The sequence below is a fragment of the Streptomyces sp. NPDC096205 genome, assembly GCF_044763135.1.
Lineage (GTDB): Bacteria > Actinomycetota > Actinomycetes > Streptomycetales > Streptomycetaceae > Streptomyces.
Map to the genome: position 1 here is coordinate 236,643 of NZ_JBIWFS010000001.1, position 20,022 is coordinate 256,664.

The 20,022-nt window shown below is 72.1% G+C and carries 20 protein-coding genes; 6 read left to right on the plus strand and 14 right to left on the minus strand.

Translation table 11 applies throughout. The annotated features are described in order from the left end of the window. Positions 1-29 precede the first annotated feature (29 nt). Entirely contained in the window at positions 30-1,058 is a 1,029-nt protein-coding gene (locus ACIQ6Y_RS01085; protein ID WP_404031044.1) for an SDR family oxidoreductase, read from the plus strand. Between the two features lie 81 nt (positions 1,059-1,139). Here ACIQ6Y_RS01085 and ACIQ6Y_RS01090 read toward each other — a convergent pair whose 3' ends face one another. Together ACIQ6Y_RS01090 and ACIQ6Y_RS01095 are read right to left on the minus strand one after the other, a co-directional pair. After that, positions 1,140-1,376: a hypothetical protein gene (locus ACIQ6Y_RS01090; RefSeq protein ID WP_404031047.1), complete on the minus strand. Its 237-nt coding sequence runs from the start codon at positions 1,374-1,376 to the stop codon at positions 1,140-1,142. Between the two features lie 61 nt (positions 1,377-1,437). Next, positions 1,438-2,727, minus strand: coding sequence for an ROK family protein (locus ACIQ6Y_RS01095; protein WP_404031050.1), 1,290 nt, complete (start codon positions 2,725-2,727; stop codon positions 1,438-1,440). Between the two features lie 197 nt (positions 2,728-2,924). Here ACIQ6Y_RS01095 and ACIQ6Y_RS01100 point away from each other — a divergent pair, with 197 nt between their 5' ends. The 3 genes from ACIQ6Y_RS01100 to ACIQ6Y_RS01110 all read left to right on the plus strand — a co-directional run bounded on the left by ACIQ6Y_RS01100 (position 2,925) and on the right by ACIQ6Y_RS01110 (position 6,057). Continuing rightward, positions 2,925-3,419 carry an FBP domain-containing protein gene (locus ACIQ6Y_RS01100; protein WP_404031053.1) on the plus strand — a complete coding sequence of 165 codons (495 nt, stop codon included), beginning with the start codon at positions 2,925-2,927 and terminating at the stop codon, positions 3,417-3,419. A 41-nt stretch (positions 3,420-3,460) separates the two neighbouring features. Continuing rightward, a complete protein-coding gene (locus tag ACIQ6Y_RS01105; RefSeq protein WP_404031055.1) occupies positions 3,461-4,699 on the plus strand; it encodes an aromatic acid exporter family protein in 1,239 nt (412 codons plus the stop codon). A 164-nt stretch (positions 4,700-4,863) separates the two neighbouring features. Continuing rightward, on the plus strand, positions 4,864-6,057 hold the full coding sequence (locus ACIQ6Y_RS01110) for a lactonase family protein (protein ID WP_404031058.1): 1,194 nt from the start codon (positions 4,864-4,866) through the stop codon (positions 6,055-6,057). Here ACIQ6Y_RS01110 and ACIQ6Y_RS01115 read toward each other — a convergent pair. Together ACIQ6Y_RS01115 and ACIQ6Y_RS01120 are read right to left on the minus strand one after the other, a co-directional pair. Beyond that, entirely contained in the window at positions 6,025-6,744 is a 720-nt protein-coding gene (locus ACIQ6Y_RS01115; protein ID WP_404031061.1) for a DUF2470 domain-containing protein, read from the minus strand. The two genes, ACIQ6Y_RS01110 and ACIQ6Y_RS01115, sit on opposite strands and share 33 nt — an antisense overlap. Positions 6,745-6,805: 61 nt before the next feature. Continuing rightward, a complete protein-coding gene (locus ACIQ6Y_RS01120; RefSeq protein WP_404031064.1) occupies positions 6,806-7,414 on the minus strand; it encodes a TetR/AcrR family transcriptional regulator in 609 nt (202 codons plus the stop codon). A 107-nt stretch (positions 7,415-7,521) separates the two neighbouring features. Between ACIQ6Y_RS01120 and ACIQ6Y_RS01125 the strand changes: the two genes are divergently transcribed. Then, complete coding sequence (locus tag ACIQ6Y_RS01125) at positions 7,522-9,012, plus strand: cytochrome P450 (RefSeq protein WP_404031067.1); 1,491 nt, start codon at positions 7,522-7,524, stop codon at positions 9,010-9,012. A 108-nt stretch (positions 9,013-9,120) separates the two neighbouring features. After that, complete coding sequence (locus tag ACIQ6Y_RS01130) at positions 9,121-9,309, plus strand: DUF5999 family protein (protein ID WP_404031070.1); 189 nt, start codon at positions 9,121-9,123, stop codon at positions 9,307-9,309. Positions 9,310-9,345: 36 nt separating this feature from the next. Here the strand turns inward: ACIQ6Y_RS01130 and ACIQ6Y_RS01135 are convergent, their stop codons facing one another. The 10 genes from ACIQ6Y_RS01135 to ACIQ6Y_RS01180 form a co-directional block, all read right to left on the minus strand. Further along, positions 9,346-10,227 carry a sigma-70 family RNA polymerase sigma factor gene (locus ACIQ6Y_RS01135; RefSeq protein WP_404031073.1) on the minus strand — a complete coding sequence of 294 codons (882 nt, stop codon included), beginning with the start codon at positions 10,225-10,227 and terminating at the stop codon, positions 9,346-9,348. Beyond that, positions 10,224-10,961 carry a PIG-L deacetylase family protein gene (locus ACIQ6Y_RS01140; RefSeq protein WP_404031076.1) on the minus strand — a complete coding sequence of 246 codons (738 nt, stop codon included), beginning with the start codon at positions 10,959-10,961 and terminating at the stop codon, positions 10,224-10,226. Before ACIQ6Y_RS01140 ends, ACIQ6Y_RS01135 begins: the two co-directional genes overlap by 4 nt. A gap of 80 nt (positions 10,962-11,041) precedes the next feature. Continuing rightward, on the minus strand, positions 11,042-12,343 hold the full coding sequence (locus tag ACIQ6Y_RS01145; protein WP_404031078.1) for an alpha/beta fold hydrolase: 1,302 nt from the start codon (positions 12,341-12,343) through the stop codon (positions 11,042-11,044). Between the two features lie 123 nt (positions 12,344-12,466). Continuing rightward, a complete protein-coding gene (locus ACIQ6Y_RS01150; RefSeq protein WP_404031081.1) occupies positions 12,467-13,486 on the minus strand; it encodes a LacI family DNA-binding transcriptional regulator in 1,020 nt (339 codons plus the stop codon). Positions 13,487-13,565: 79 nt separating this feature from the next. Beyond that, positions 13,566-14,900 (minus strand): BNR repeat-containing protein, encoded by a 1,335-nt coding sequence (locus ACIQ6Y_RS01155; protein ID WP_404031084.1) that lies wholly within the window; start codon positions 14,898-14,900, stop codon positions 13,566-13,568. A gap of 15 nt (positions 14,901-14,915) precedes the next feature. Further along, positions 14,916-15,236 (minus strand): L-rhamnose mutarotase, encoded by a 321-nt coding sequence (locus tag ACIQ6Y_RS01160; protein ID WP_404031087.1) that lies wholly within the window; start codon positions 15,234-15,236, stop codon positions 14,916-14,918. A gap of 20 nt (positions 15,237-15,256) precedes the next feature. Further along, on the minus strand, positions 15,257-16,321 hold the full coding sequence (rhaS, locus tag ACIQ6Y_RS01165; RefSeq protein ID WP_404031090.1) for a rhamnose ABC transporter substrate-binding protein: 1,065 nt from the start codon (positions 16,319-16,321) through the stop codon (positions 15,257-15,259). A gap of 104 nt (positions 16,322-16,425) precedes the next feature. Then, complete coding sequence (locus ACIQ6Y_RS01170; RefSeq protein ID WP_404031092.1) at positions 16,426-17,415, minus strand: ABC transporter permease; 990 nt, start codon at positions 17,413-17,415, stop codon at positions 16,426-16,428. Next, on the minus strand, positions 17,408-18,448 hold the full coding sequence (locus ACIQ6Y_RS01175; protein WP_404031094.1) for an ABC transporter permease: 1,041 nt from the start codon (positions 18,446-18,448) through the stop codon (positions 17,408-17,410). Before ACIQ6Y_RS01175 ends, ACIQ6Y_RS01170 begins: the two co-directional genes overlap by 8 nt. Beyond that, positions 18,445-19,962, minus strand: a complete 1,518-nt coding sequence (locus ACIQ6Y_RS01180) for a sugar ABC transporter ATP-binding protein (protein WP_404031096.1) — start codon at positions 19,960-19,962, stop codon at positions 18,445-18,447. The genes ACIQ6Y_RS01175 and ACIQ6Y_RS01180 overlap by 4 nt, the downstream gene beginning before the upstream one ends. Between the last annotated feature and the right edge of the window lie 60 nt (positions 19,963-20,022).

A 20,022-nucleotide genomic window follows, 5' to 3' on the forward strand; every position in this document is an offset into this window, starting at 1 on the left:
GCCGAGCCGACGGCCGAGAGGAGCCGACAGTGAGCAGCACAGCGGGCAGCAGGATCGTCGTCACCGGGGCCACCGGGAACGTGGGCACGAGCGTGGTGCGCCTGCTGTCGGAGGATCCCCAGGTGGAGTCGGTGCGCGGGCTCGCGCGCCGGCTCCCCGACTGGTCGCCCCCGAAGACGGAGTGGTCGTCGGTCGACCTGGCCGACGACGAGGCGGATCTCGCGACGGAGTTCGAGGGCGCCTCAGCGGTGGTCCATCTGGCCTGGGCGTTCCAGCCGACGCACGACCCGGTGCGGACCTGGCAGACGAACGTGCTGGGCTCCCTGCGGGTGTTCGAGGCCGCCGCGGCCGCCGGGGTGCCGGTGCTGGTGCACGCCTCGTCGGTCGGGGCGTACTCGCCCGGCCCCAAGGACCGGGCGGTCGACGAGTCATGGCCGACGCACGGCTGGCCGGACGCCGCGTACTGCCGGGAGAAGGCGTATCTGGAGCGGGTGCTGGACGCGTTCGAGCGGGAGCACCCCGAGGTGCGGGTGGTGCGGATGCGGCCGGCGTTCCTGTTCAAGCGGGAGGCGGCGAGCGAGCAGCGGCGCATCTTCGGCGGGCGTTTCCTGCCGGGTCCGCTGGCGCGTCCCGAGCTGCTGCCGTTCCTGCCGGACATCCCCGGGCTGCGGGTGCAGGCGCTGCACACCGACGACGCGGCCGAGGCGTACCGGCTCGCGGTGCACACCGATGTCCGCGGGGCGTTCAACCTGGCGGCGGACCCGCCGGTGGACGCTGAGCTGCTGGGCGAGATGTTCGGCGCCCGTCCGGTGCGGCTCCCCCGTACGGCCGCCCGCTCGGCCATCGCCGCCGCGTGGGGCGTCCGGCTGCTGCCGGCCTCCCCGCACCTCTTCGACGCGGTACTGCGGCTGCCGCTGATGGACTGCACGCGCGCACGGACCGAACTGGGCTGGGAGCCGGAGCGCACCGCCACCGAGACGGTCGAGGAGTTCCTGCAGGGCTTCCGGCAGGGAGCGGGCGCGGACACGGTGCCGCTGCGGGGGCGGAAGGTGGGCTGAGGGGAACGCGCCAAGGGAAATGCCTGGGGCGAGGCTCTCGTGAGGGAGCCTCGCCCCAGGGGCGGTCGACGGGGCGGTCGGCTACGCCGACGGCTCGTCCGGGACCGGCTGGTCCGCGCGGGTGCCGGCCGCGTGGGGGGCGCCCCGGCGGCCGGTGCCGGCCTCGTCGGTGTCGGGGACGTCCTCGTCGGGGGTGCCGGCCGGTTCGGGCTCGGGGCGGGCGTCCCAGCGGTCGTCGGTGCCGGCTTCCTGGTCCTGCATGTCGTGGGGCACGGGCGTGCCGTTCCCGCCCGGGGTGTCCTGCCGGTGGTCGTCCATGGCGTGCTCCCTCCTGCGAGCCCCACGCGGGTACCGCGGGGCACACCGGGCGAAACGCCGCTCAGTGCAGGGCCCGCTCCTCCAGGGCCGCACGCCACGCGGGGGCGGGTTCCTCGGGGGTGGGCTCGCGGCGGCGGCCGCCACGGGCGAAGAAGTCGGCGAGCGGGAGGATCGCGGCGCCGACGGTGACCGCGTCGGGGCCGAGCCGGCCGAGATCGACGGTGACCTTCTCGGCGGGGTGGCGCAGCGCGTAGGAGACGGCGTGGCGGCGCACGGCGGGCAGGAAGTGCGGGCCGAGCTGGAGTCCGGCCCAGCCGCCGATGAGGATGCGCTCGGGCTGGAAGAGGTTGATCAGGTCGGACAGGCCCGCGCCCAGGTACTCGGCAGTCTCCTCCAGCACGCCCACCGCGACCGGGTCGGGCTCGGCGCCCTCGGGCGGGTACGCGGCGGCGAGCATGGCGGTGAGCGCGGTCTCCTCGTCGGCGCCCTCGGGCGGACGCCCGCCCGCCTCGCGCCAGCGCTCCAGGAGGGACTCGGCACCGGCGTAGGCCTCCAGACAGCCGAGCGCACCGCATCGGCAGCGTCGGCCCCGGACCCGTACGGTCAGATGGCCCCACTCGACGGCCCGGCCGTGCTCGACCTCGGGCGTGACCAGGCAGGCGCCGACGCCGGAGCCGAAGAGGACCACGACGGCGTTGCGGGCGCCACGGCCGCCGCCGAACCACATCTCGGCCTGGCCGAGGGTGCGGGCGCCGTTGTCGATGAAGAAGGACACGGTCTCCGGCAGCCGGGAGCCCTCGCGCAGCAGCGCCTCCAGCGGTACGGCGTCCCAGCCGATGGTCTGGCCGTACACGACGGCCCCCTGGGAGGGGGTGCGCTCGACGATGCCGGGGACGCCGATCCCGACGCCGAGGAGCCGGTCGGGGGCGATGTCCGCCTCGGCCAGGACCTCGTCGATGCCGTCGCGGATGTGGCCCGCGACCACGTCGGCGTCGTAGTGCTGGGGGGCCAGGGGGCGCTGGGTGCGGGCGAGTTCGGTGAGGGTGAGGTCGAACAGCTCCACCCGCACCCGGGTCTCGCCGACGTCGACCCCGATCATGTGACCGCTGCCCGGCGCCACCCGCAGCAGGGTGCGCGGCCGGCCGCCGTCGGAGTCGACGCTGCCGGCTTCCTCGACGAGCCCGTCGGCCAGCAGGTCCGCGACGACATTGCTCACCGAGCCGGAGCTCAGCCCGGTGGCCGGCCCGAGTTCGAACCGGCTGAGCGGCCCGTCGAAGTAGAGCCGTTGCAGCACAGCAGCGCGGTTGGCCCGCCGCAGATCCCGTACCGTACGCCCGTTGCGCCCCGCCATGTGGCTCCTTCCGCCCCCTGCCCGACCTGCAACATACCCTCGCCATGGGCCCGCACGCGACATTCGACAGCCCTTAATTCACGTACTGAGCAAAGTGGAGCCGTGTCGTCGCGCCCGGAAATCCACTGGAGTCCCCCTCCTTGGCTGCCTATCCTAGGTGCGTCCCTAAAGGCTTTAGGTTTCTGGAGGCTGCCGTCATGAAGTCACTCACCGAGCGGGAGATCCGCGACTCTTTCGTGAACTGTTCCAAGGGCGAGGCGAAGCGGCTGGCCGTCCCGCGCGACCTCGAGCTGCTGCCGTGGGACGACCTCGACTTCCTCGGGTGGCGGGATCCAGGGGCGCCGGACCGCAGTTATCTCGTCTCCGAGCGGGAGGGGCGGCTGGTGGGTCTCTCCATGCGGTTCCCGTCCTCGTACCGCGGGTTTCTGCACCGGAGCATGTGTTCGCTGTGCCTGACCGTGCATCCCGGCAACGGGGTCTCCCTGATGACGGCGCGCAAGGCGGGCACGGCCGGGCGCGAGGGGAACTCGGTCGGGCTGTACATGTGCACCGACCTCGCGTGCTCCCTCTACGTCCGGGGCAAGAAGGTCCCCGACTCGGGTCCGCGGATCAAGGAGACCCTCGGCGTGGAGGAGCAGGTCACACGCACGATGGCCAACCTTTCCGCCTTCCTCGACAAGGTCTACGCCTGAGAGGCGTTCGACCTGCCCACTGATGGGGAACAGCCCTAGGGATGCGCGTGGTACATGAGTGGCCCGCGCCCCTCGTGCGCATGGCGAGGCGGCGCCGGGAGCCGGTGGTCGTCCAGGCGCTGCGGTCCTCGGCCGCGGCGACGATCGCGTACGTCGTGGCCCTGCACCTCAGTCCCGAGGCCGCCCCGCTCACCGCTCCCCTGACCGCGCTGCTGGTCGTCCAGGTCACCCTCTACGCCACCCTCACCAACGGCATCCGCCGGGTGAACTCCGTGGTCGCGGGTGTCCTGGTGGCCATCGCGTTCAGCCTGCTGGTCGGCCTGACCTGGTGGAGCCTGGCCCTGCTGATCGTGGCCTCGCTGGCGGTGGGCCATCTCGTCAGAGTCGACGAGTACGTCCCCGAGGTGGCGATCAGCGCCATGCTGGTGCTCGGCGTCACCGCGGTCGGCGACTACGCCTGGGCGCGGGTCCTGGAGACGCTGATCGGCGCGGTCGTGGGCCTGTCCATCAATGTGCTGCTGCCGCCGCCGGTGTGGGTCGGCGAGGCGGGCGAGTCCATCGAGGGGCTGGCCCGCCGGGTGCGCCAGCTGATGCTGCGCCTCGGCGAGCAGGCCGCGGGCCACACCCCGTTCCTGCGCGCGGCGGCGCGGCTGCACGAGGCACGGCGCCTGGACCACGACATCGTCGGCGTGGACGCGGCCCTGCGGCAGGCCGAGGACAGCCTGCGGCTCAACCCGCGCGTCCGCGAGGGCCTGCTGTACCGGATCGTGCTGCGCACCGGCCTGGACACGCTGGAGATCGTCACGGTCGTCCTGCGGGTGCTCGCCCGCACCCTCACCGACCTCGCCAAGGAACGCGAGCCGGAGCCGCTGTTCCGCGAGGAGACCGGCGCGGTCCTGGAGCAGTTGCTGTCCGAGGTCGCCGACGCGGTGGTCAGCTTCGCCGTGCTGGTCACCACCCATGTCAGCGAGAACGCCGAGTCCGCGGAGGCCCGCCTGACCGCCGAGCTGCGCCAGGCCGCCACGACCCGCGACAAGCTCGCGGACCTGCTGCTGGACGACGTACGCCTGGACGCCGAGCACTGGCAGCTGCGCGGTGCCGTGCTGACCGAGGTCAACCGGATCCTCGACGAGATGGACACCGAGCACCGCTCGCGCCGGCTCCTGGAGGAGCTGGACCGCGTCTCCCGCGAGCAGCGCGAACGGCGACCGTGGCTGACCTGGCTGCGCGAGCGGCTCCAGCTCCCCCGATGGACCCGCCGCGCGAGCCGCAGGCGCTGACGTCAAGGGCCTCGGTGTGGGCACCGTTTGTTGCACTCCAGCCCCCTCTGCACACGCCCCCGCCGCAACAAACCGTGCCCACATCGGCCGGGCCCGGTTTGGCTCCCACGGGGCGTCCGCGTCAAGGTTGCTGCTGAGACGCAGGCGACGACCCGAGGTGTGGCATGGGGAGCGGTACGGCACGTGGCTGGAGCCGGCGGGGGTTCGTGGCGGCCGTGGCGGCCCTTCCGCTGGCGGGGTGCGGCAGTCCGGCGCCTCCGTCCGGCGGTCCGGCGACCTCGCGCGGCGAGAGCCCCGCGGCGACCGGCCGGCGGCCGTCACGGCCCTCCGGCCCCCGCCCCCTCTACCTCGGCACGTACACCTCCGCCGAGGGCGGCGGCCGGGGCATCGGACTCGCCTCCTACGATCCGGGAAGTGGGCGCATCCGCGGGGTCGGGACCGTCACGGGTGTCGCCGACCCGTCGTATCTCGCGGTGCACCCGGACGGGCGCACGCTGTACGCGGTGAACGAGCGCGAGCGGGGCACCGTGACCGCGGTGCGCCTCGCGGACCGGAAGGTGCTGGGCAGCCGTGGCACGGGCGGGGCGGGGCCGTGTCATGTGTCGGTGCATCCGGGCGGGCGCTGGCTGCTGAGCGCGAACTACGGCTCGGGCAGCGTGGCCGTGCATCCCGTCGACGCCTCGGGCGCGCTCGGTGAGCGGACGGACCTCGTCACGCACTCGCGCCCGGCGCCCGGACCCGGGCAGGAGGGTCCGCACGCCCATCAGTTCGTCACCGGGCCCGACCCGGACACGGTCCTCGCCGTGGACCTCGGCACGGACACCGTCTACAGCTACCGCCTGGACCTGCGCAGGGGCACGCTGGAGGAGATCGGGCAGGCGCACACGCGGCCGGGTGCGGGGCCCCGGCACCTGACCTTCCATCCGGGTGGCCGGTACGCGTATCTGGCCAACGAGGTCGACAACACGGTGGCCGTGTGCGCGTACGAACGCGGGACCGGGCGGCTGACGATCGGTGCGCCGCAGTCCACGGGCACGGGTGAGGGCACCAGCTATCCGGCGCAGTTCGTGGTCACCGCGGACGGGGCGTTCGCGTATCTGGCGAACCGGGGGCACAACAGCATCACGCGCTACGCGGTGGAGGCGGCGGGCGCCCGGCTCAGGCTGCTGGACACCGTGCCGGTGGGCGGGGACTTCCCCCGCCAGCTCGCGCTGTCGCCGGACGGGCGCCTGCTGTTCGCGGCGAATCAGCGGTCGGGCACGGTGAGCGTGTTCCACGTGGACGCGGCGAGCGGTGGGCTGCGGCTCGCGGGGCGGCCGTTCCCGTCAGCGGTCGCCGTCTGCGCGGTGCCTCTGTAGCGCGCGCGGGCAGCCGGTGGCCGCGGCCTGGCCGAGCAGTACGTGCATGCGCTCGGTGAGCTGGGCGACGGTGTCGGCGGGGGCGTGGAAGGGCAGGCGTACGTCGCCGTGGGCGCGGACGCGTTCGATGCGCAGGGTGAGGCCGTGCCGGTCGACCGCGAGGGGCCGGACCCGGACGGCGCCGTGCAGGCTGTCGGGCTCGACGAGCCGGGTGAGGCGTTCGACGGCGTCCGGGTGGGCGTCGGCGAGGTGGGTCAGCAGGTGCGCCTCGGCGCCGGCCAGCGGGTCGGGGGCCGTGGCCGTGAACTCGTCGAGGTCGACGAGCTCGGCACCGGCGGGGCGGCGCAGCACGACCCGGGTGGGGCGCAGGGCGAGGCCGCCGTCCTCGGGGGTGAACCAGCCGGCGATCCACAGCCGGGCGCGGATCCGGTTGCGTACGGGGACGGGGGCGACGTCGGCGAACTCCAGGACGGCGGACGGCTCGCCGCGGGGTGCGCAGAGCGCGGCGGCGAGCAGTGCGCTGTCCTCGGGCAGCTGCAGCACGACCCGGCCGTCGTCGGTCACGGTGTGCGCGCCGACGAGCTCCTCCCGGCCGCCGTCCGCCGTCACCGAGCACGACCACGCCGTCGAGAGCACCGACCGCGCGCGTTCCGCCGCGCCGGGCACGGCCGTCCAGGGGTCACCCATGCGTTCCTCCTTAGGTAAGGCTCACCTAACCTATCGGAGATCGCGGCCGCCGCCAAGCCGCTCAGTCGGTCACCACCCCCAGCAACGCCCGCGCACACAAGTCCCGGACCTGCTCCCGGCTCAGGCCCGGGCCGCGCAGCCACTCCAGACAGACCGCGGTGGTGAAGGCGAGCCAGCCGCGGACGGCCAGGGGGAGGTCGGGGCGTTCGGCGAAGGCCGGGCCGAACTCGGGGTCGGCGGCGAGGGCGGCGAGGATCTGTTCTTCCTGCGCGGCGAGGGCCCGCTGGTAGACACGGCGGACGGCCTGGTCGCCGGCGGCGTCGGCGCGGTGGAAGGCGCGGTAGCCGTGGGCATGGGACTCGACGTACTCCAGATATGTGTCCAGGCCCGCGGTGAGCTGTTCACGCACGGGGACGCCCGGCACCGCGGCCGTCATGCGCAGCATGCGCTCGCTCTCCCGCTCCACCACCGCGGCGAAGAAGTCCCGTTTGGTCGGGAAGTAGTGGTAGAGCAGGCCGCGGGAGACGCCCGCGATCTCGGCGACCTGCTCGATCCACACGTCGTCGTACGGATTCTCCGAGAACAGCCGCGCCCCGACCGTCAGGAGCTGCTCACGGCGCTCCTCGGTGCTGAGCCGACGGCGTGTGCGCTCACCCTGGTTCGCGGCCATGGCCGCACTTTACTTGACGTCGGTTCAACAACGGGCGGAGACTGGCCGCACTGTTGAACCCACGTACAACAGGCTCAACCTGCCGTTGGATCAAGGGAGATCGCGTCATGGCGGAGACGGCGACGCAGCGGACACCGGACGGGCTGCCCCGGGGATTCCGCAGCGCCGAGCAGGGCTGGCCCGAGCTGCACCGCATTCCGCACCCGCCCCGCCGGCTCCCCCTGCTGGGCGATGTCCTCGGGGTCAGCCTGCGCACCCCGCTGCAGGACTCGATGCGTATCGGCCGCGAGCTGGGCCCGATCTTCCGGCGGCGGGCGTTCGGGCGGGAGTTCGTGTTCGTGTGGGGCGCGGACCTGGCCGCCGAGCTGGCGGACGAGTCACGCTTCGCCAAGCATGTGGGGCTCGGCATCGCCAACCTGCGGCCGGTGGCCGGGGACGGCCTGTTCACGGCGTACAACCACGAGTCCAACTGGCAGTTGGCGCACGACGTGCTCGCGCCCGGCTTCAGCCGCGAGGCGATGGCGGGCTACCACCCGATGATGCTGGACGTGGCCGCGCGGCTGACGGACCACTGGGACACGCGGGCGGCCGCCGGGCGGTCCGTGGACGTGCCCGGGGACATGACCAAGCTGACGCTGGAGACGATCGCGCGCACCGGCTTCGGCCATGACTTCGGCTCCTTCGAGCGGGACCGGCCGCACCCCTTCGTCACCGCGATGGTGGGCACCCTCAGCTACGCCCAGCGGCTCAACTCCGTGCCCTCGCCGCTGCTGATACGCGGAGCCGCGCGCCGCAACGCCGCCGACATCGCGTATCTCAACCGCACCGTCGACGAGTTGGTGGAAGCCCGGCGGGCGTCCGGGGCGAGCGGCGGCGGCGACCTGTTGGACCGGATGCTCGACACCGCGCACCCCGAGACGGGTGAGCGGCTGGCGGCGCGGAACGTCCGGCACCAGGTGATCACCTTCCTGGTCGCGGGCCACGAGACCACCTCCGGCGCGCTCTCCTTCGCCCTGCACTATCTGGCCCTGCACCCCGAGATCGCCGAGCGCGCCCGCGCCGAGGTGGACCGGGTGTGGGGTGACGCGCAGACACCGGGGTACGAGCAGGTGGCCAAACTGCGGTACGTACGCCGGGTGCTGGACGAGTCGCTGCGGCTGTGGCCGACGGCGCCCGCGTTCGCCCGCGAGGCGCGGACGGACACCGTGCTCGCGGGGACGCATCCGATGCGGCGCGGCGCGTGGGCGCTGGTGCTCACCGCGTCCCTGCACCGCGATCCGCAGGCGTGGGGGCCGGACGCCGAACGGTTCGACCCGGACCGCTTCGACGCCGCCGCCGTACGCGCGCGTCCCCCGCACACCTTCAAGCCGTTCGGGACCGGCGCGCGGGCCTGCATCGGACGCCAGTTCGCGCTGCACGAGGCCACGCTCGTGCTGGGGCTGCTGCTGCGCCGCTACGAGCTGGTGCCCGATCCCGGTTACCGGCTGCGGGTCGCCGAGCGCCTCACCCTGATGCCCGAGGGGCTACGGCTGCGGCTGCGCCGGCGGACCGCTCCGGCAGCGGGGCGCGCGCCCGCGGAGGCGCGAACTCACCGCTGAGTTTCCGGGCCTGTGGGGGTCCCCTCATTCAGCCGAAAACAACGTCGGCTACCACTGGGGTGAGGAACCCGAGCCGCGGCAGGAGCCCCACCGGACCGAGGAGACGCCATGTGCAGCCATCAGCCGCCGTGCCCCACCGCCGAGAGCCCGCACCACCACACCGCGGCCGTCGTCACGGCCCACCCCGAGCAGGGCTGGAGCCTGCTGTGCAACGGCACGATCGTCTTCGACGACACCGGTGAACTCCTGCCGGACGGGCGGGTCGTGGACCCGCACCGCACAACGGCCGGCGTCTGACGTACCGTCAGACACCGGCTGGTGCCTGACGTACCGTCAGTCCTCCGCGAACGACGGCAGGTCGAGACGGGCGAGCCGCTCGGGGTCGGCCAGGATGAACATCTCGGTGATACGGCCGTCCGTGACGGTGACGCCCATGAGGGAGAGCACCTGGCCGTCCACCACGTTGGCCACCCCGATCCCGTCGCCCAGCAGCAGGAAGCGGGCGTTCGGGGCGAACTGCCGGAACAGCATGGCCTGTTCGGCGACCGGGCGGGCACCGCGTACGACCTTGGAGGCGGCCGCGCCGCGCACCAGCGGACCGGAGTCGGCGCGCAGTACGACGTCCGGGTCGAGGACGGCGAGCAGCGCGTCGAAGTCGCCGCCGCGCGCGGCCGCCATGAAGGCGTCCAGGACCTTGCGCTGCCGACCCAGATCCGGGGCGGCGGACGGGGAGGCGCCGCGCACCCTTCGCCGGGCCCGGCTGGCGAGCTGCCGGGTGGCGTCCACGCTGCGCTCCACGATCGGGGCGATCTCGTCGAACGGCACGGCGAACATGTCGTGCAGCACGAACGCCAGGCGCTCGGCGGGCTCCAGGTTCTCCAGCACCACCAGCAGGGCGAGGCCCACCGAGTCGGCGTGCAGCACCTCCCGCTCCGGGTCGATCTCCGACAGCGGCCGCACGACAGGGTCGGGCACGAACGCCTCGTCCATGGGCTGCTCACGGCGCGAGGTGCGCGAGCGCAGCATGCTGAGGCAGATCCGGCTGATCACGGTGGTCAGCCAGCCGCCGAGGTTGCGCACCTCGGTGACGTCGGCCCCGTGGTACTTCAGCCAGGTCTCCTGCACGGCGTCGTCCGCCTCGGCGAGCGAGCCGAGCATGCGGTAGGCCACCGCGCGCAGATGGTCGCGGTGCTCCTCGAAGGTCTGCGCCGTCATCGGCTGAACAGCTCGAAGGTCACGGCCGGCCTGCCGCCGAAGCGGGCGGCGGCGGCCTCGGCGTTGCCGGTGAGGAAGCCGCGGACGTACGTCTCCGGGTCCTCGGTCGTCAGGGCCTCGATGTAGCTGCGGTGTTCCAGCAGGGAGTGCACCGCCCGCTCCAGGCCCGCCGTCGCCTCCACGGCGTGGGTGGGCGTGCTGGAACCGGCCACCGCGACCCAGCGGACACCGTTCCAGGGTTCCAGGCCCTGCTCGGTCAGCTCGGGGAAGATCCACCGGTTGCCCGCGTCGGCCGCCGCGTCCAAGGTGGCCCGGCCGACGGCGACGTGGTCGGGGGTGTTCCAGGCGACTCCGCCCCAGGTGTCGCGGTGGTTGAGGGTGATCACCAGCTCGGGGCGGTGACGGCGGATCGCTGCGGCGATGTCCCTCCGCAGGGCCGTGCCGTATTCGACGACACCGTCCTTGTGGTCGAGGAACTCGACGGTGGCGACGCCCACGACCGCGGCGCTGGCCCGCTGCTCCTGCTCGCGCAGCGGGCCGCACTTGTCCGGTTCCAGGGTGTCGATGCCGGCCTCTCCGCGGGTGGCCAGGACGTAGGCCACGTCGCGGCCGCCGTCCGTCCACTGGGCGATGGCGGCGGAGCAGCCGTATTCGAGGTCGTCGGGGTGGGCCACCACCGCGAGGGCGCGCTGCCAGTCCTCGGGCATGGGGTTCAGCTGAGCGATCTCTGTCATGATCGCAGAGTAATGCGTGGGCTTGAAGTGCCGTCCTATGTCTGCGGGTTGTGCGTGGTCGATCGCACCGTCTGAAGTGGCTACACCTCGTCCCGGACAAGAGCCAGGAGTCGGTCCAGTACCTTCGGGCCGCCTGCCCGCACTCCGTCGTGTTCGTACTCGTTGGTCACCCAGGTGCGCAGGCCCCTGATCGCCCTCGCCGTCTCCAGGGAGTGGGCCGTGTCGACGTACATGTCGTCGTGGTAGATCGCGGCCGCGACCGGGACCTCGTTCGCCGCCAGGCGTGCGGCGTCGTACAGCGGGGTCCAGTCCGTGCGGGTGGCCAGGAGGCCGGCCGTCTCGGCCAGCGGGCGCAGGGCGGGGTCGCAGTCGAACATCCAGGGGTGGATGGTCTCGCCGGTGAAGAGCAGGGGGCCGTCGCCGGTGAGGGTCTTGGCCGCGTCGAACTGGGGGAACTCGGCGCGGACGCGTTCGGCGGACCAGGCCGTGGGGCGGGGGTCCTGGCCGTAGATGGCCTCGTGGACGAGGGCGTAGAGGGGATGGCCGGCGTAGGAGAGGAGGCCCTGGACCTCTTCCTGGAAGGCGTCGGAGAGGGCCGGGCCGTGCGGGGTGGGCACGAAGGCGTGCTCCAGCAGGAAGTGCAGGCGGTGGCTGCCCTCGCCGCCGCCGAGGAGGATGCCGAGGGACTGGAAGGCCTCGACGGTGAGGCGGTAGCCGCCCGGGAGGGTCACCTCGTGGTGCAGGAGGTGGTCGGCGATGGCGCGGGCCCGCTCGATGTCCTGCGGGTAGCGGGCGTAGTGGGCGGCGACCTTGCGCTCGATGCGCGGGTAGGCGGCGCGGTAGACGTCGTCGGCGTGGGCGTGCAGGGCGGGCAGGCCGCCGGTGATCAGGGCGGCGGTCAGGCCCTCGGGGGCGGTGGAGAGGTAGTTGACGGTGCAGAAGCCGCCGAAGCTCTGGCCGAGGACCGTCCACGTGGCGCCGCCGGTGACCTCAGGGCGGATGGCCTCGCAGTCGCGGACGATGGAGTCGGCGCGGAAGTGGGTGAGGTAGTCGGCCTGCTCGGCGGGGCCGCCGCGCAGCGGGAGCGTCTGGCGGTTGGCGGGTGTGGAGTGGCCGGTGCCGCGCTGGTCCAGCAGCAGGACGCGGTACTCCTTCAGGGCGCGGCCGAGCCAGGCGGGCCTGCCGATGAAGCGGTTGGCGCCGAAGCCGGGGCCGCCCTGGAGGTAGACCAGCCACGGCAGGCCCTGGTGCGCCTTGTCGCTCGCCACGACCTCACGGGCGTACAGCTCGATGGTCTCGCCCGCGGGGTCGTCGTGGTCGAGCGGCACGGTGAAGCGGCGGTCGGTGAGGACGACGCCGGGCTGACGGTAGCTGAGGGTCAAGGGTGCTCCCGGTGCGGTCGGAGAACCTGGGTCGCAGGCTCTACGTGCAGGTCAGCTCCCAGTCCAACATATGGACAGGCTTCTGCCGAACCCAGGGATCATGAACCGTTACTGAACCGCCGCTCAGCGGGCCGACAGGCTGGAGCGGCGGACCACCAGTTCCGGCTGGAGGACGACCCGGCGGTGTTCGTGAGGGCCGGCGGTCTCCTCGGTCTCCTCCAGGAGGAGTTCCGCGGCCAGGGCGCCCATGGTGACGGCGGGCTGGCGGACCGAGGTGAGGGGTACGGCGGCCGCGGCGGCGAACTCGATGTCGTCGTAGCCGACGATCGCGAGGTCGCCGGGGATGTCGACGCCGGCCGCGTACATCGCCTGGAGCACCCCGAGGGCGAGCAGGTCGTTGGCGCAGAACACTGCGGTGGGGCGGTCGGCGAGACCGAGGAGGCGGGCGCCGGCGTCGCGGCCCGCCGTGACGTCGAGGCGCTCGGTGGGGATCTCGCGCAGGCACTCCGGGCCGAGGCCGGCCTCGGCCAGCGCGTTCAGCGCGCCGATGCGGCGGTCGCGGACCTGGGTGAAGCCGGGCGGGCCGCTGACGTAGGCGAGGGAGCGGTGCCCGGCGTCGATGAGGTGGCGGACCGCCAGCGCGCCGCCCGCCACGTCGTCCACGGAGACCGAGCACTCGCTGGTGCCCTCCGACACGCGGTCTACCAGCACGAACGGGATGCCGTGCCGGCGGAAGGCCGCGATGTTGCGGCCGGTGGCGTCCGCCGGGGTGAGCAGCACGCCCCGCACCCGCTGCTCGGCGAAGAGGGAGAGGTACTCGGCCTCCTCGCTCGCGCTCTCGGCGCTGTTGCAGACCATCACACCGAGCCCGGCGTCCCGGGCGGCCCGCTCGGCGCCGCGTGCAACGTCGACGAAGAAGGGGTTGCCCATGTCGAGGACGAGCAGGCCCATGATCCGGCTGCGGCCGGCCCGCAGCTGCCGCGCGGACTCGCTGCGCACATAGCCGAGCCGGTCGATCGCGCTGAGCACCCGCGCGCGGGTCTCGGCGGCGACGGTGTCCGGGCGGTTGATGACGTTGGACACCGTGCCGACGGACACTCCGGCGACTCGGGCGACGTCCTTGATACCCACCGACTGGGCCATCGGGCGAAGTCCTCCAGGTGAACGAGGGGCGGCGGGAAGAGCTTCACACTACCGCCGTCCCCGCGGGCTGGGGCCCCGGTCATAGGGGCAGGGCGAAGTCCACGACGTGCAGGGCCGACGGGGTGGTTCCCGTGGACCTCTCCTGGTACAGGAACGACAGCACGCCGTCGGCCGCGATCCGCGTCTCGTCGACGACGACCTCGCCGAAGGCGTTCAGGCCCTCGCCGTCGAACAGCAGCGTCCAGTCCGTGTGACCGGAGGCCCGGGAGGCGGCGGCGATTCGCCCGTACGGCAGGACGGCGTAGGCGTTGTCGTGGCGGTCCAGGACCAGCTTGGTGCGCTGGCTGGAGGCGAGCGGGACCGGGATCTCGGTCTTGAGCCAGCGGCCGGCGGCGTCCTTGCGCAGGTGGTGGGCGCGGGCGTGCCGGACGCGCTCGATGACGTAGTCGCCCGTGCGCGGGCCGAGGCGGACCGGCACATGGCTGATGATCGCGTGCGGGCGCCCGGCGGAGTCGACGGCCTGGCTCTCCTGGTTCATCAGGCAGTGGTCCGGGCCGAGCGGGTCGACGACCACGCCGGGGGACATCACGGCCACCTCGCCCAGGGCCTCGCCGGCGTCGTTGCGCCAGGTGCGGCCGCGGTCGTCGGAGTACACGTATCCGGTGTCGTGGTTGGTGAGGCCACCGGCCGCGCGCAGCACGGCCGGGTCCTGCTCGCGCCAGGTGAAGAAGGCGTGCAGGCGGCCGCGGGCGTCGTAGTCGATGCCGTGCAGGTACATGTTGCGGGCGGTGGACGTGCGGTGGTCGCCGATCGGGGATCGGTAGACGCCGGTGGAGCTGCTCCACTCCCCCGGCGCCCGCCACCGCGAACCGTCGTACTCGGCGAGGGCGTTGCGCCCGTCGCCGGAGACGCCGTCGCGGTAGCTGAGCTGGAGCAGGCCCTCGGGGGTGGTGAGGAACTGCGGATACGTGAAGCGCGGGGTGAGCGACAGACCGTCCAGGGTGGTGTGTACGGGGCCCAGTGCGGCCGGTGTCCAGGCGCCGGCCGCCGGTTCGTCCGTGTCGAGGAGACCGGCGGCCGACTTGACGTAGAAGAAGCCGTCGCTGTGCGAGTCGAGGACGAGGTGCAGCCGGCCGTCGACGGCGGAGACGCCCATGGAGATGACGTTGTGGGAGTCGTCGTAGCGCAGGCGGTGGCCCAGCCGGACGGTCTCCCAGGTGTCCTCGCCGAGGGCGCGCCGGGCAACCACGGCGGAGCGGTCTGCGGTGTACCAGGCGGCGTACTGATGGCCGCGGTAGGTCAACAGGCCGTTCTTCTGGAAGGAGTTGTTGTTGACCAGGCCGTCGTAGGAGACGAAGTACAGGGCGTGCGCGTCCAGTCGGGTGCTGCCTCGGAGGGTGAGCGACGGTTTCATCGTCCGGCTCCCGGATCAGGCGAGGTGGAAGACTTCTCGCAGCGGCTTCATCGCCTCGTCCGGGCGGGCGCCGTCCAGTGCCTCGAAGAACGGCGCCATCTCCTTCTGCCAGCGGGCGTTGACGTCGGTGGCCTCCATGCCGGCCAGGGCCGCCTGGAAGTCCTCCGTCTCCAGGTAGCCGACGAGGAGGCCGTCGTCGCGCAGGAAGAGGGAGTAGTTGCGCCAGCCGGTGGCCGTGAGCGCCTGGAGCATCTCCGGCCATACCGCGGCGTGGCGCTCGCGGTACTCCTCGAGCCGGTCCTGGCGGACCTTGAGCAGGAAACAGACGCGCTGCATGGTGACGTACCGCCCCGTGGCTAGAAGTTGTACTGGTCGATGTTCTTCGCGTCGAACACGGTCGGCTTGCCGAGGCTGATCACGCCGTCCTTGCCGATCGTGTACGTCGTGTCGCCGGCCTTGAAGGTCTCGCCCTCCTTGCCGGTGATCTGGCCGGACACCAGCGCGACGGAGGTGCGGGCTGCGAGGTCGCCGAGCTTGGCCGGGTCCCACAGCTCGAACGCGTCGACGGTGCCGTTCTTGACGTACTTGCGCATGTCGTTCGGGGTGCCGAGGCCGGTCAGCTCGACCTTGCCCTTGTACTTGGAGCCGGACAGGTACTGGGCTGCCGCCTTGATGCCGACGGTGGTCGGGGAGATGATCCCCTTCAGGTTCGGGTACTCCTGGAGCAGGCCCTGGGTCTGCTGGAAGGACTGCTGGGCGTCGTCGTTGCCGTAGGCGACCTTGACCAGCTTCATGTCCTTGTACTTGGGATCCTTGAGCTCGTCCTTCATGAACTCGATCCAGGTGTTCTGGTTGGTGGCGGTCTGCGCGGCCGACAGGATCGCGATCTCGCCCTTGTACCCGATCTGCTCGGCGAGCAGTTGCACCTCGGTGCGGCCCAGGTCCTCGGCGGAGGCCTGCGAGATGAACGCGTTGCGGCAGCCGGGGGTGGTGTCCGAGTCGTACGTGACGACCTTGATCCCGTTCTTCATGGCCTGCTTCAGCGCGGTGCACAGCGCGCCGGGATCCTGCGCGGACACGGCCATCGCGTCGACCTGCTGCTGGGTGAGCGTGTTGACGTAGCTCACCTGCCCGGCGGTGTCGGTGGCGCTGGAGGGGCCGACCTCCTTGTAGCTGGAGCCCAGTTCGGTGAGCGCCTTCTCCCCGCCCTGGTCGGCGCTGGTGAAGTACGGGTTGTTCACCTGCTTGGGCAGGAAGCCGACGGTCAGGCCCTTCTTGAGCTGGGCGTTCGGATCGGCCTTGCCGGCGGTGGCGGCGGAGGCGTCCTCCTTGGCGACGTCCTCCTTGGTGGTGCCGCCGCACGCGGCGAGGGCGAGGGAGCCGATGATCACGAGGGGGACGAGGGTGCGGCGCATGGGCATGGTGAGGTCCTTTGGACGAGCGGAAGGAAGACGCCCCTCAGGGGCGCGGGGCTGTATCGATCTGCGGCTCCGCCGCGTGGGCGCGGCCGGCCACGAACAACCGGTCAGCCGGACGATCGAGCACGCACGACGGCGATCTGCCGCACGACCCGAGGCCCGAGCACGGAAAGAACGAGCAGCACACCGGTGACGACGATCTGCGACTGCGCGGAGACGTCCTGAAGGCTCATGACGTTCTGCAGCGCACCGAGCAGGAACACCCCGGCGAAGGCACCGCCGAGCGTCCCCTTGCCCCCGTCGAAGTCGATACCGCCGAGCAGTACCGCGGCGACGACGGAAAGCTCCAGGCCGGTGGCGTTGTCGTACCGCGCACTCGCATAGTGCAGGGCCCAGAAGACGCCGGTGAGCGAGGCCATGAACCCGGTCACCGTGAACAGGACGAGCTTCTGCCGCTTGACCCGGATGCCGGCGAACCGCGCGGCCTCCTCGTTCGCGCCCGTCGCGAAAAGCGATCGGCCGAACGGCGTGGCGTGCAGAACGATCACGGCGATGGCGAGAAGCGCCAGGAAAGGCACAAACGCATAGGGGATGAACGTGTCCCCGATCCGCCCGGCCGCGAAATCCAGGTACTGCGTGGGAAAGTCGGTGACCGCGTCCGAACCGAGCACGATCTGGGCGATCCCGCGATACGCGGCGAGCGTGCCGATGGTGACGGCCAGGGACGGCAGTCCGAGCCTGGTCACCAGCAGTCCGTTGACCAGACCGCACACCACACCGAGCAGCAGGCAGATCGGGATGATGGTCTCGATCGTCATGCCCTGGTTCCACAGGGCGCCCATGACCGCACCGGACAGACCGGCGGTCGAGGCGACCGAAAGATCGATCTCGCCGGAAACGACCAGAAGCGTCATCGGGAGCGCGATCAGTGCGATCGGAAGCGTGTTTCCGATCAGGAAGGACAGGTTGAGCGCGTTTCCGAAACCGTCGACGGATCCGAAGGACAACAGCAGCACAACGATCAGAAGCGCACCGACGGCTGAATCCCACCTTTTCCAGGAGGACCATCGGACCGCGCGCACAAGGGACTCAGGCATGGCGGGCGTTCCTCTTCTTCAGGGCGTCGGCCACGCGCAGCCCGACGATCCGGTCGACCACGATGGCGAGGATGAGCAGGAGACCGTTGATCGCGAGCACCCAGACGGAGCTGACGCCGAGGGCGGGCAGCACACTGTTGATGGAGGTCAGCAGCAGCGCACCGAGGGCCGCTCCGTACACGCTCCCGGACCCGCCGGTGAAGACCACTCCGCCGACCACGACCGCGCTGACGACGGTCAGTTCGTAGCCGTTGCCCGTGCCGGAGTCGACGTTGCCGAACCGGGCGAGATACATGGCCCCCGCGAGCCCCGCGGCCGCCCCGCAGAAGGTGTAGGCGGTGAGGATCCGCTTGCGCACCGGGATGCCGGCGAGCCGTGCGGCCTCCGGGTTGGAGCCGAGCGCGTACAGCTCGCGTCCGCTGCCGTAGTGCTTGAGGTAGTACGCGGTGGCGACCAGCACCGCCAGCGCGATCAGCGCCAGGTACGGCACGGCGGAGATGCCGCCGGAGCCGAAGTCGACGAAGCCGCCGGGCAGGTCCGCCGCGGTGATCTGCCGGGAGCCGACCCAGATGGAGTCGATGCCGCGGACGATGTACAGCGTGCCGAGGGTGACGACGAGCGCGGGCACCTGGCCGAGGCTGACCAGCAGGCCGTTGAGCAGTCCGAAGCCGACGCCCGTGAGGACGGCGAGCAGGACGGCCACCACGGGGTTGCCGCCGCCCTGGAGGTAGGTGCCGGCGGCGAAGGCGCTGATCCCCAGGGTGGAGCCGACGGACAGGTCGACGTTGCGGGTGATGACGACGAGGGACTGGCCGGTGGCGACCAGGACCAGGATGGTCGCGTTCAGCAGCAGGTCCTTGATGCCCTGCTCGGACAGGAACTCGCTGTTGCCCGCCTGGGTGACGGCGATCATCACCAGGAAGACGACCAGGATGGCCAGTTCGCGCATCTTGAAGACGCGGTCGACCAGGCGGGTGCCGCTGGACTTCGGCACGTCCGACACGGGGGTGTGCTCGGGGGCGGTGACCGTCATGCGGCGGCCCTCCCCGTGGCTGCGGCCATCACGGTTTCCTCGGTGGCTTCGGAGCGGGGGATCTCGGCGGTGAGCCGGCCCTCGTGCATGACGAGCACGCGGTCGGCCATCCCGAGGATCTCGGGCAGGTCGGAGGAGATCATCAGGACGGCCACGCCGTCGGCGGCGAGCTGCGACAGCAGCCGGTGCACCTCGGCCTTGGTGCCGACGTCGATGCCTCGGGTCGGCTCGTCGACGATGAGCACCCTAGGGCCGGTGGCGAGCCACTTGGCGAGGACGACCTTCTGCTGGTTGCCGCCGGAGAGGGTGGACACGGCGTCGGCGATCCGCGCGTACTTGACCTGGAGCTTCACGGCCCAGTCGAGGGAGCGGCTGCGTTCGGCGCCCCGGTCGACGAGGCCCGCCTTCACGGTCGTCCGCAGTCCGGTGAGGCCGATGTTGCGCTCGATGGACATGTCCATCACCAGGCCCTGGGCGCGGCGGTCCTCGGGGACGAGGGCGAGCCCGGACGCCATGGCGGTGGACGGGGCGCCGTTGACCAGGGCCTTGCCCTGAACGGACACCTCGCCCGCGTCCCAGCGGTCGATGCCGAACACGGCTCGGGCGACCTCCGTGCGACCCGCGCCGACGAGGCCTGCCAGGCCGACGATCTCGCCGCGCCGTACGTCGAAGGAGACGTCGGTGAAGACGCCCTCGCGGGTCAGCCGGCGCACGCTGAGGGCGACTTCGCCGGGCGTCACGTCCTGCTTGGGGTAGAGCTCGTCGAGGTCGCGGCCGACCATACGGCGGACGAGGTCGTCGTCGGTCATGTCCGCCAGCGGTTCGCTCGCGATCCAGGCGCCGTCGCGCAGGGTGGTCACCTTCTGGCAGATCTCGAAGATCTCCTCCAGACGGTGCGAGATGAACAGCACGGCCGCGCCTTGTTCGCGCAGTGTGCGTACGACCCCGAAGAGGCGGGCGACCTCGCTGCCGGTCAGGGCGGCGGTCGGCTCGTCCATGATCAGGACACGGGCGTCGAAGGAGAGCGCCTTGGCGATCTCGACGATCTGCTGGTCGGCGATGGACAGGCCGCGCGCGGGCCGGTCGGGGTCGAGGTCGACGCCGAGGCGGCGCATCAGGGCCAGGGTGGCGGCGTGCACGGCCTTGTGGTCGATGCGGCCGAGGGTGCGGCGGGGCCGGCGGCCCATGAAGATGTTCTCGGCGATCGACAGGTCGGGGAAGAGCGTCGGCTCCTGGTAGATCACCGCGATGCCGGCGTCCCGGGCGTCGCCCGGCCCGTGGAAGGCGACGGGCTCGCCGTCGAGGAGCACCTGGCCGGTGTCCGGGCGGTGCACGCCGACGAGCGTCTTGATCAGGGTCGACTTGCCCGCGCCGTTCTCCCCGGCGAGCGCGTGCACCTCGCCGGCGAACAGCTCCAGACGGACGTCCCGCAGCGCGCGTACGGCGCCGAAGGACTTGGAGACGTCCCTGAGCGCGAGCACGGGGGCTTGTCCCGTGTCGGACGGGTGGGTCATGGGGGCTCCTCGACGACGGGGGCGGAGCGGTCCCGGCCCCACGGCGTGAAAGGTTTCAAG

What these genes read in the sequence shown, in the direction of transcription:
- rhaS (WP_404031090.1), bottom strand. Translation starts at nt 16,321, where the DNA reads ATGCCCATGCGCCGCACCCTCGTCCCCCTCGTGATCATCGGCTCCCTC.
- ACIQ6Y_RS01095 (WP_404031050.1), bottom strand. Translation starts at nt 2,727, where the DNA reads ATGGCGGGGCGCAACGGGCGTACGGTACGGGATCTGCGGCGGGCCAAC.
- ACIQ6Y_RS01175 (WP_404031094.1), bottom strand. Translation starts at nt 18,448, where the DNA reads ATGACGGTCACCGCCCCCGAGCACACCCCCGTGTCGGACGTGCCGAAG.
- ACIQ6Y_RS01125 (WP_404031067.1), top strand. Translation starts at nt 7,522, where the DNA reads ATGGCGGAGACGGCGACGCAGCGGACACCGGACGGGCTGCCCCGGGGA.
- ACIQ6Y_RS01170 (WP_404031092.1), bottom strand. Translation starts at nt 17,415, where the DNA reads ATGCCTGAGTCCCTTGTGCGCGCGGTCCGATGGTCCTCCTGGAAAAGG.
- ACIQ6Y_RS01110 (WP_404031058.1), top strand. Translation starts at nt 4,864, where the DNA reads ATGGGGAGCGGTACGGCACGTGGCTGGAGCCGGCGGGGGTTCGTGGCG.
- ACIQ6Y_RS01140 (WP_404031076.1), bottom strand. Translation starts at nt 10,961, where the DNA reads ATGACAGAGATCGCTCAGCTGAACCCCATGCCCGAGGACTGGCAGCGC.
- ACIQ6Y_RS01115 (WP_404031061.1), bottom strand. Translation starts at nt 6,744, where the DNA reads ATGGGTGACCCCTGGACGGCCGTGCCCGGCGCGGCGGAACGCGCGCGG.
- ACIQ6Y_RS01100 (WP_404031053.1), top strand. Translation starts at nt 2,925, where the DNA reads ATGAAGTCACTCACCGAGCGGGAGATCCGCGACTCTTTCGTGAACTGT.
- ACIQ6Y_RS01160 (WP_404031087.1), bottom strand. Translation starts at nt 15,236, where the DNA reads ATGCAGCGCGTCTGTTTCCTGCTCAAGGTCCGCCAGGACCGGCTCGAG.
- ACIQ6Y_RS01155 (WP_404031084.1), bottom strand. Translation starts at nt 14,900, where the DNA reads ATGAAACCGTCGCTCACCCTCCGAGGCAGCACCCGACTGGACGCGCAC.
- ACIQ6Y_RS01180 (WP_404031096.1), bottom strand. Translation starts at nt 19,962, where the DNA reads ATGACCCACCCGTCCGACACGGGACAAGCCCCCGTGCTCGCGCTCAGG.
- ACIQ6Y_RS01120 (WP_404031064.1), bottom strand. Translation starts at nt 7,414, where the DNA reads ATGGCCGCGAACCAGGGTGAGCGCACACGCCGTCGGCTCAGCACCGAG.
- ACIQ6Y_RS01105 (WP_404031055.1), top strand. Translation starts at nt 3,461, where the DNA reads ATGCGCGTGGTACATGAGTGGCCCGCGCCCCTCGTGCGCATGGCGAGG.
- ACIQ6Y_RS01130 (WP_404031070.1), top strand. Translation starts at nt 9,121, where the DNA reads ATGTGCAGCCATCAGCCGCCGTGCCCCACCGCCGAGAGCCCGCACCAC.
- ACIQ6Y_RS01135 (WP_404031073.1), bottom strand. Translation starts at nt 10,227, where the DNA reads ATGACGGCGCAGACCTTCGAGGAGCACCGCGACCATCTGCGCGCGGTG.
- ACIQ6Y_RS01150 (WP_404031081.1), bottom strand. Translation starts at nt 13,486, where the DNA reads ATGGCCCAGTCGGTGGGTATCAAGGACGTCGCCCGAGTCGCCGGAGTG.
- ACIQ6Y_RS01090 (WP_404031047.1), bottom strand. Translation starts at nt 1,376, where the DNA reads ATGGACGACCACCGGCAGGACACCCCGGGCGGGAACGGCACGCCCGTG.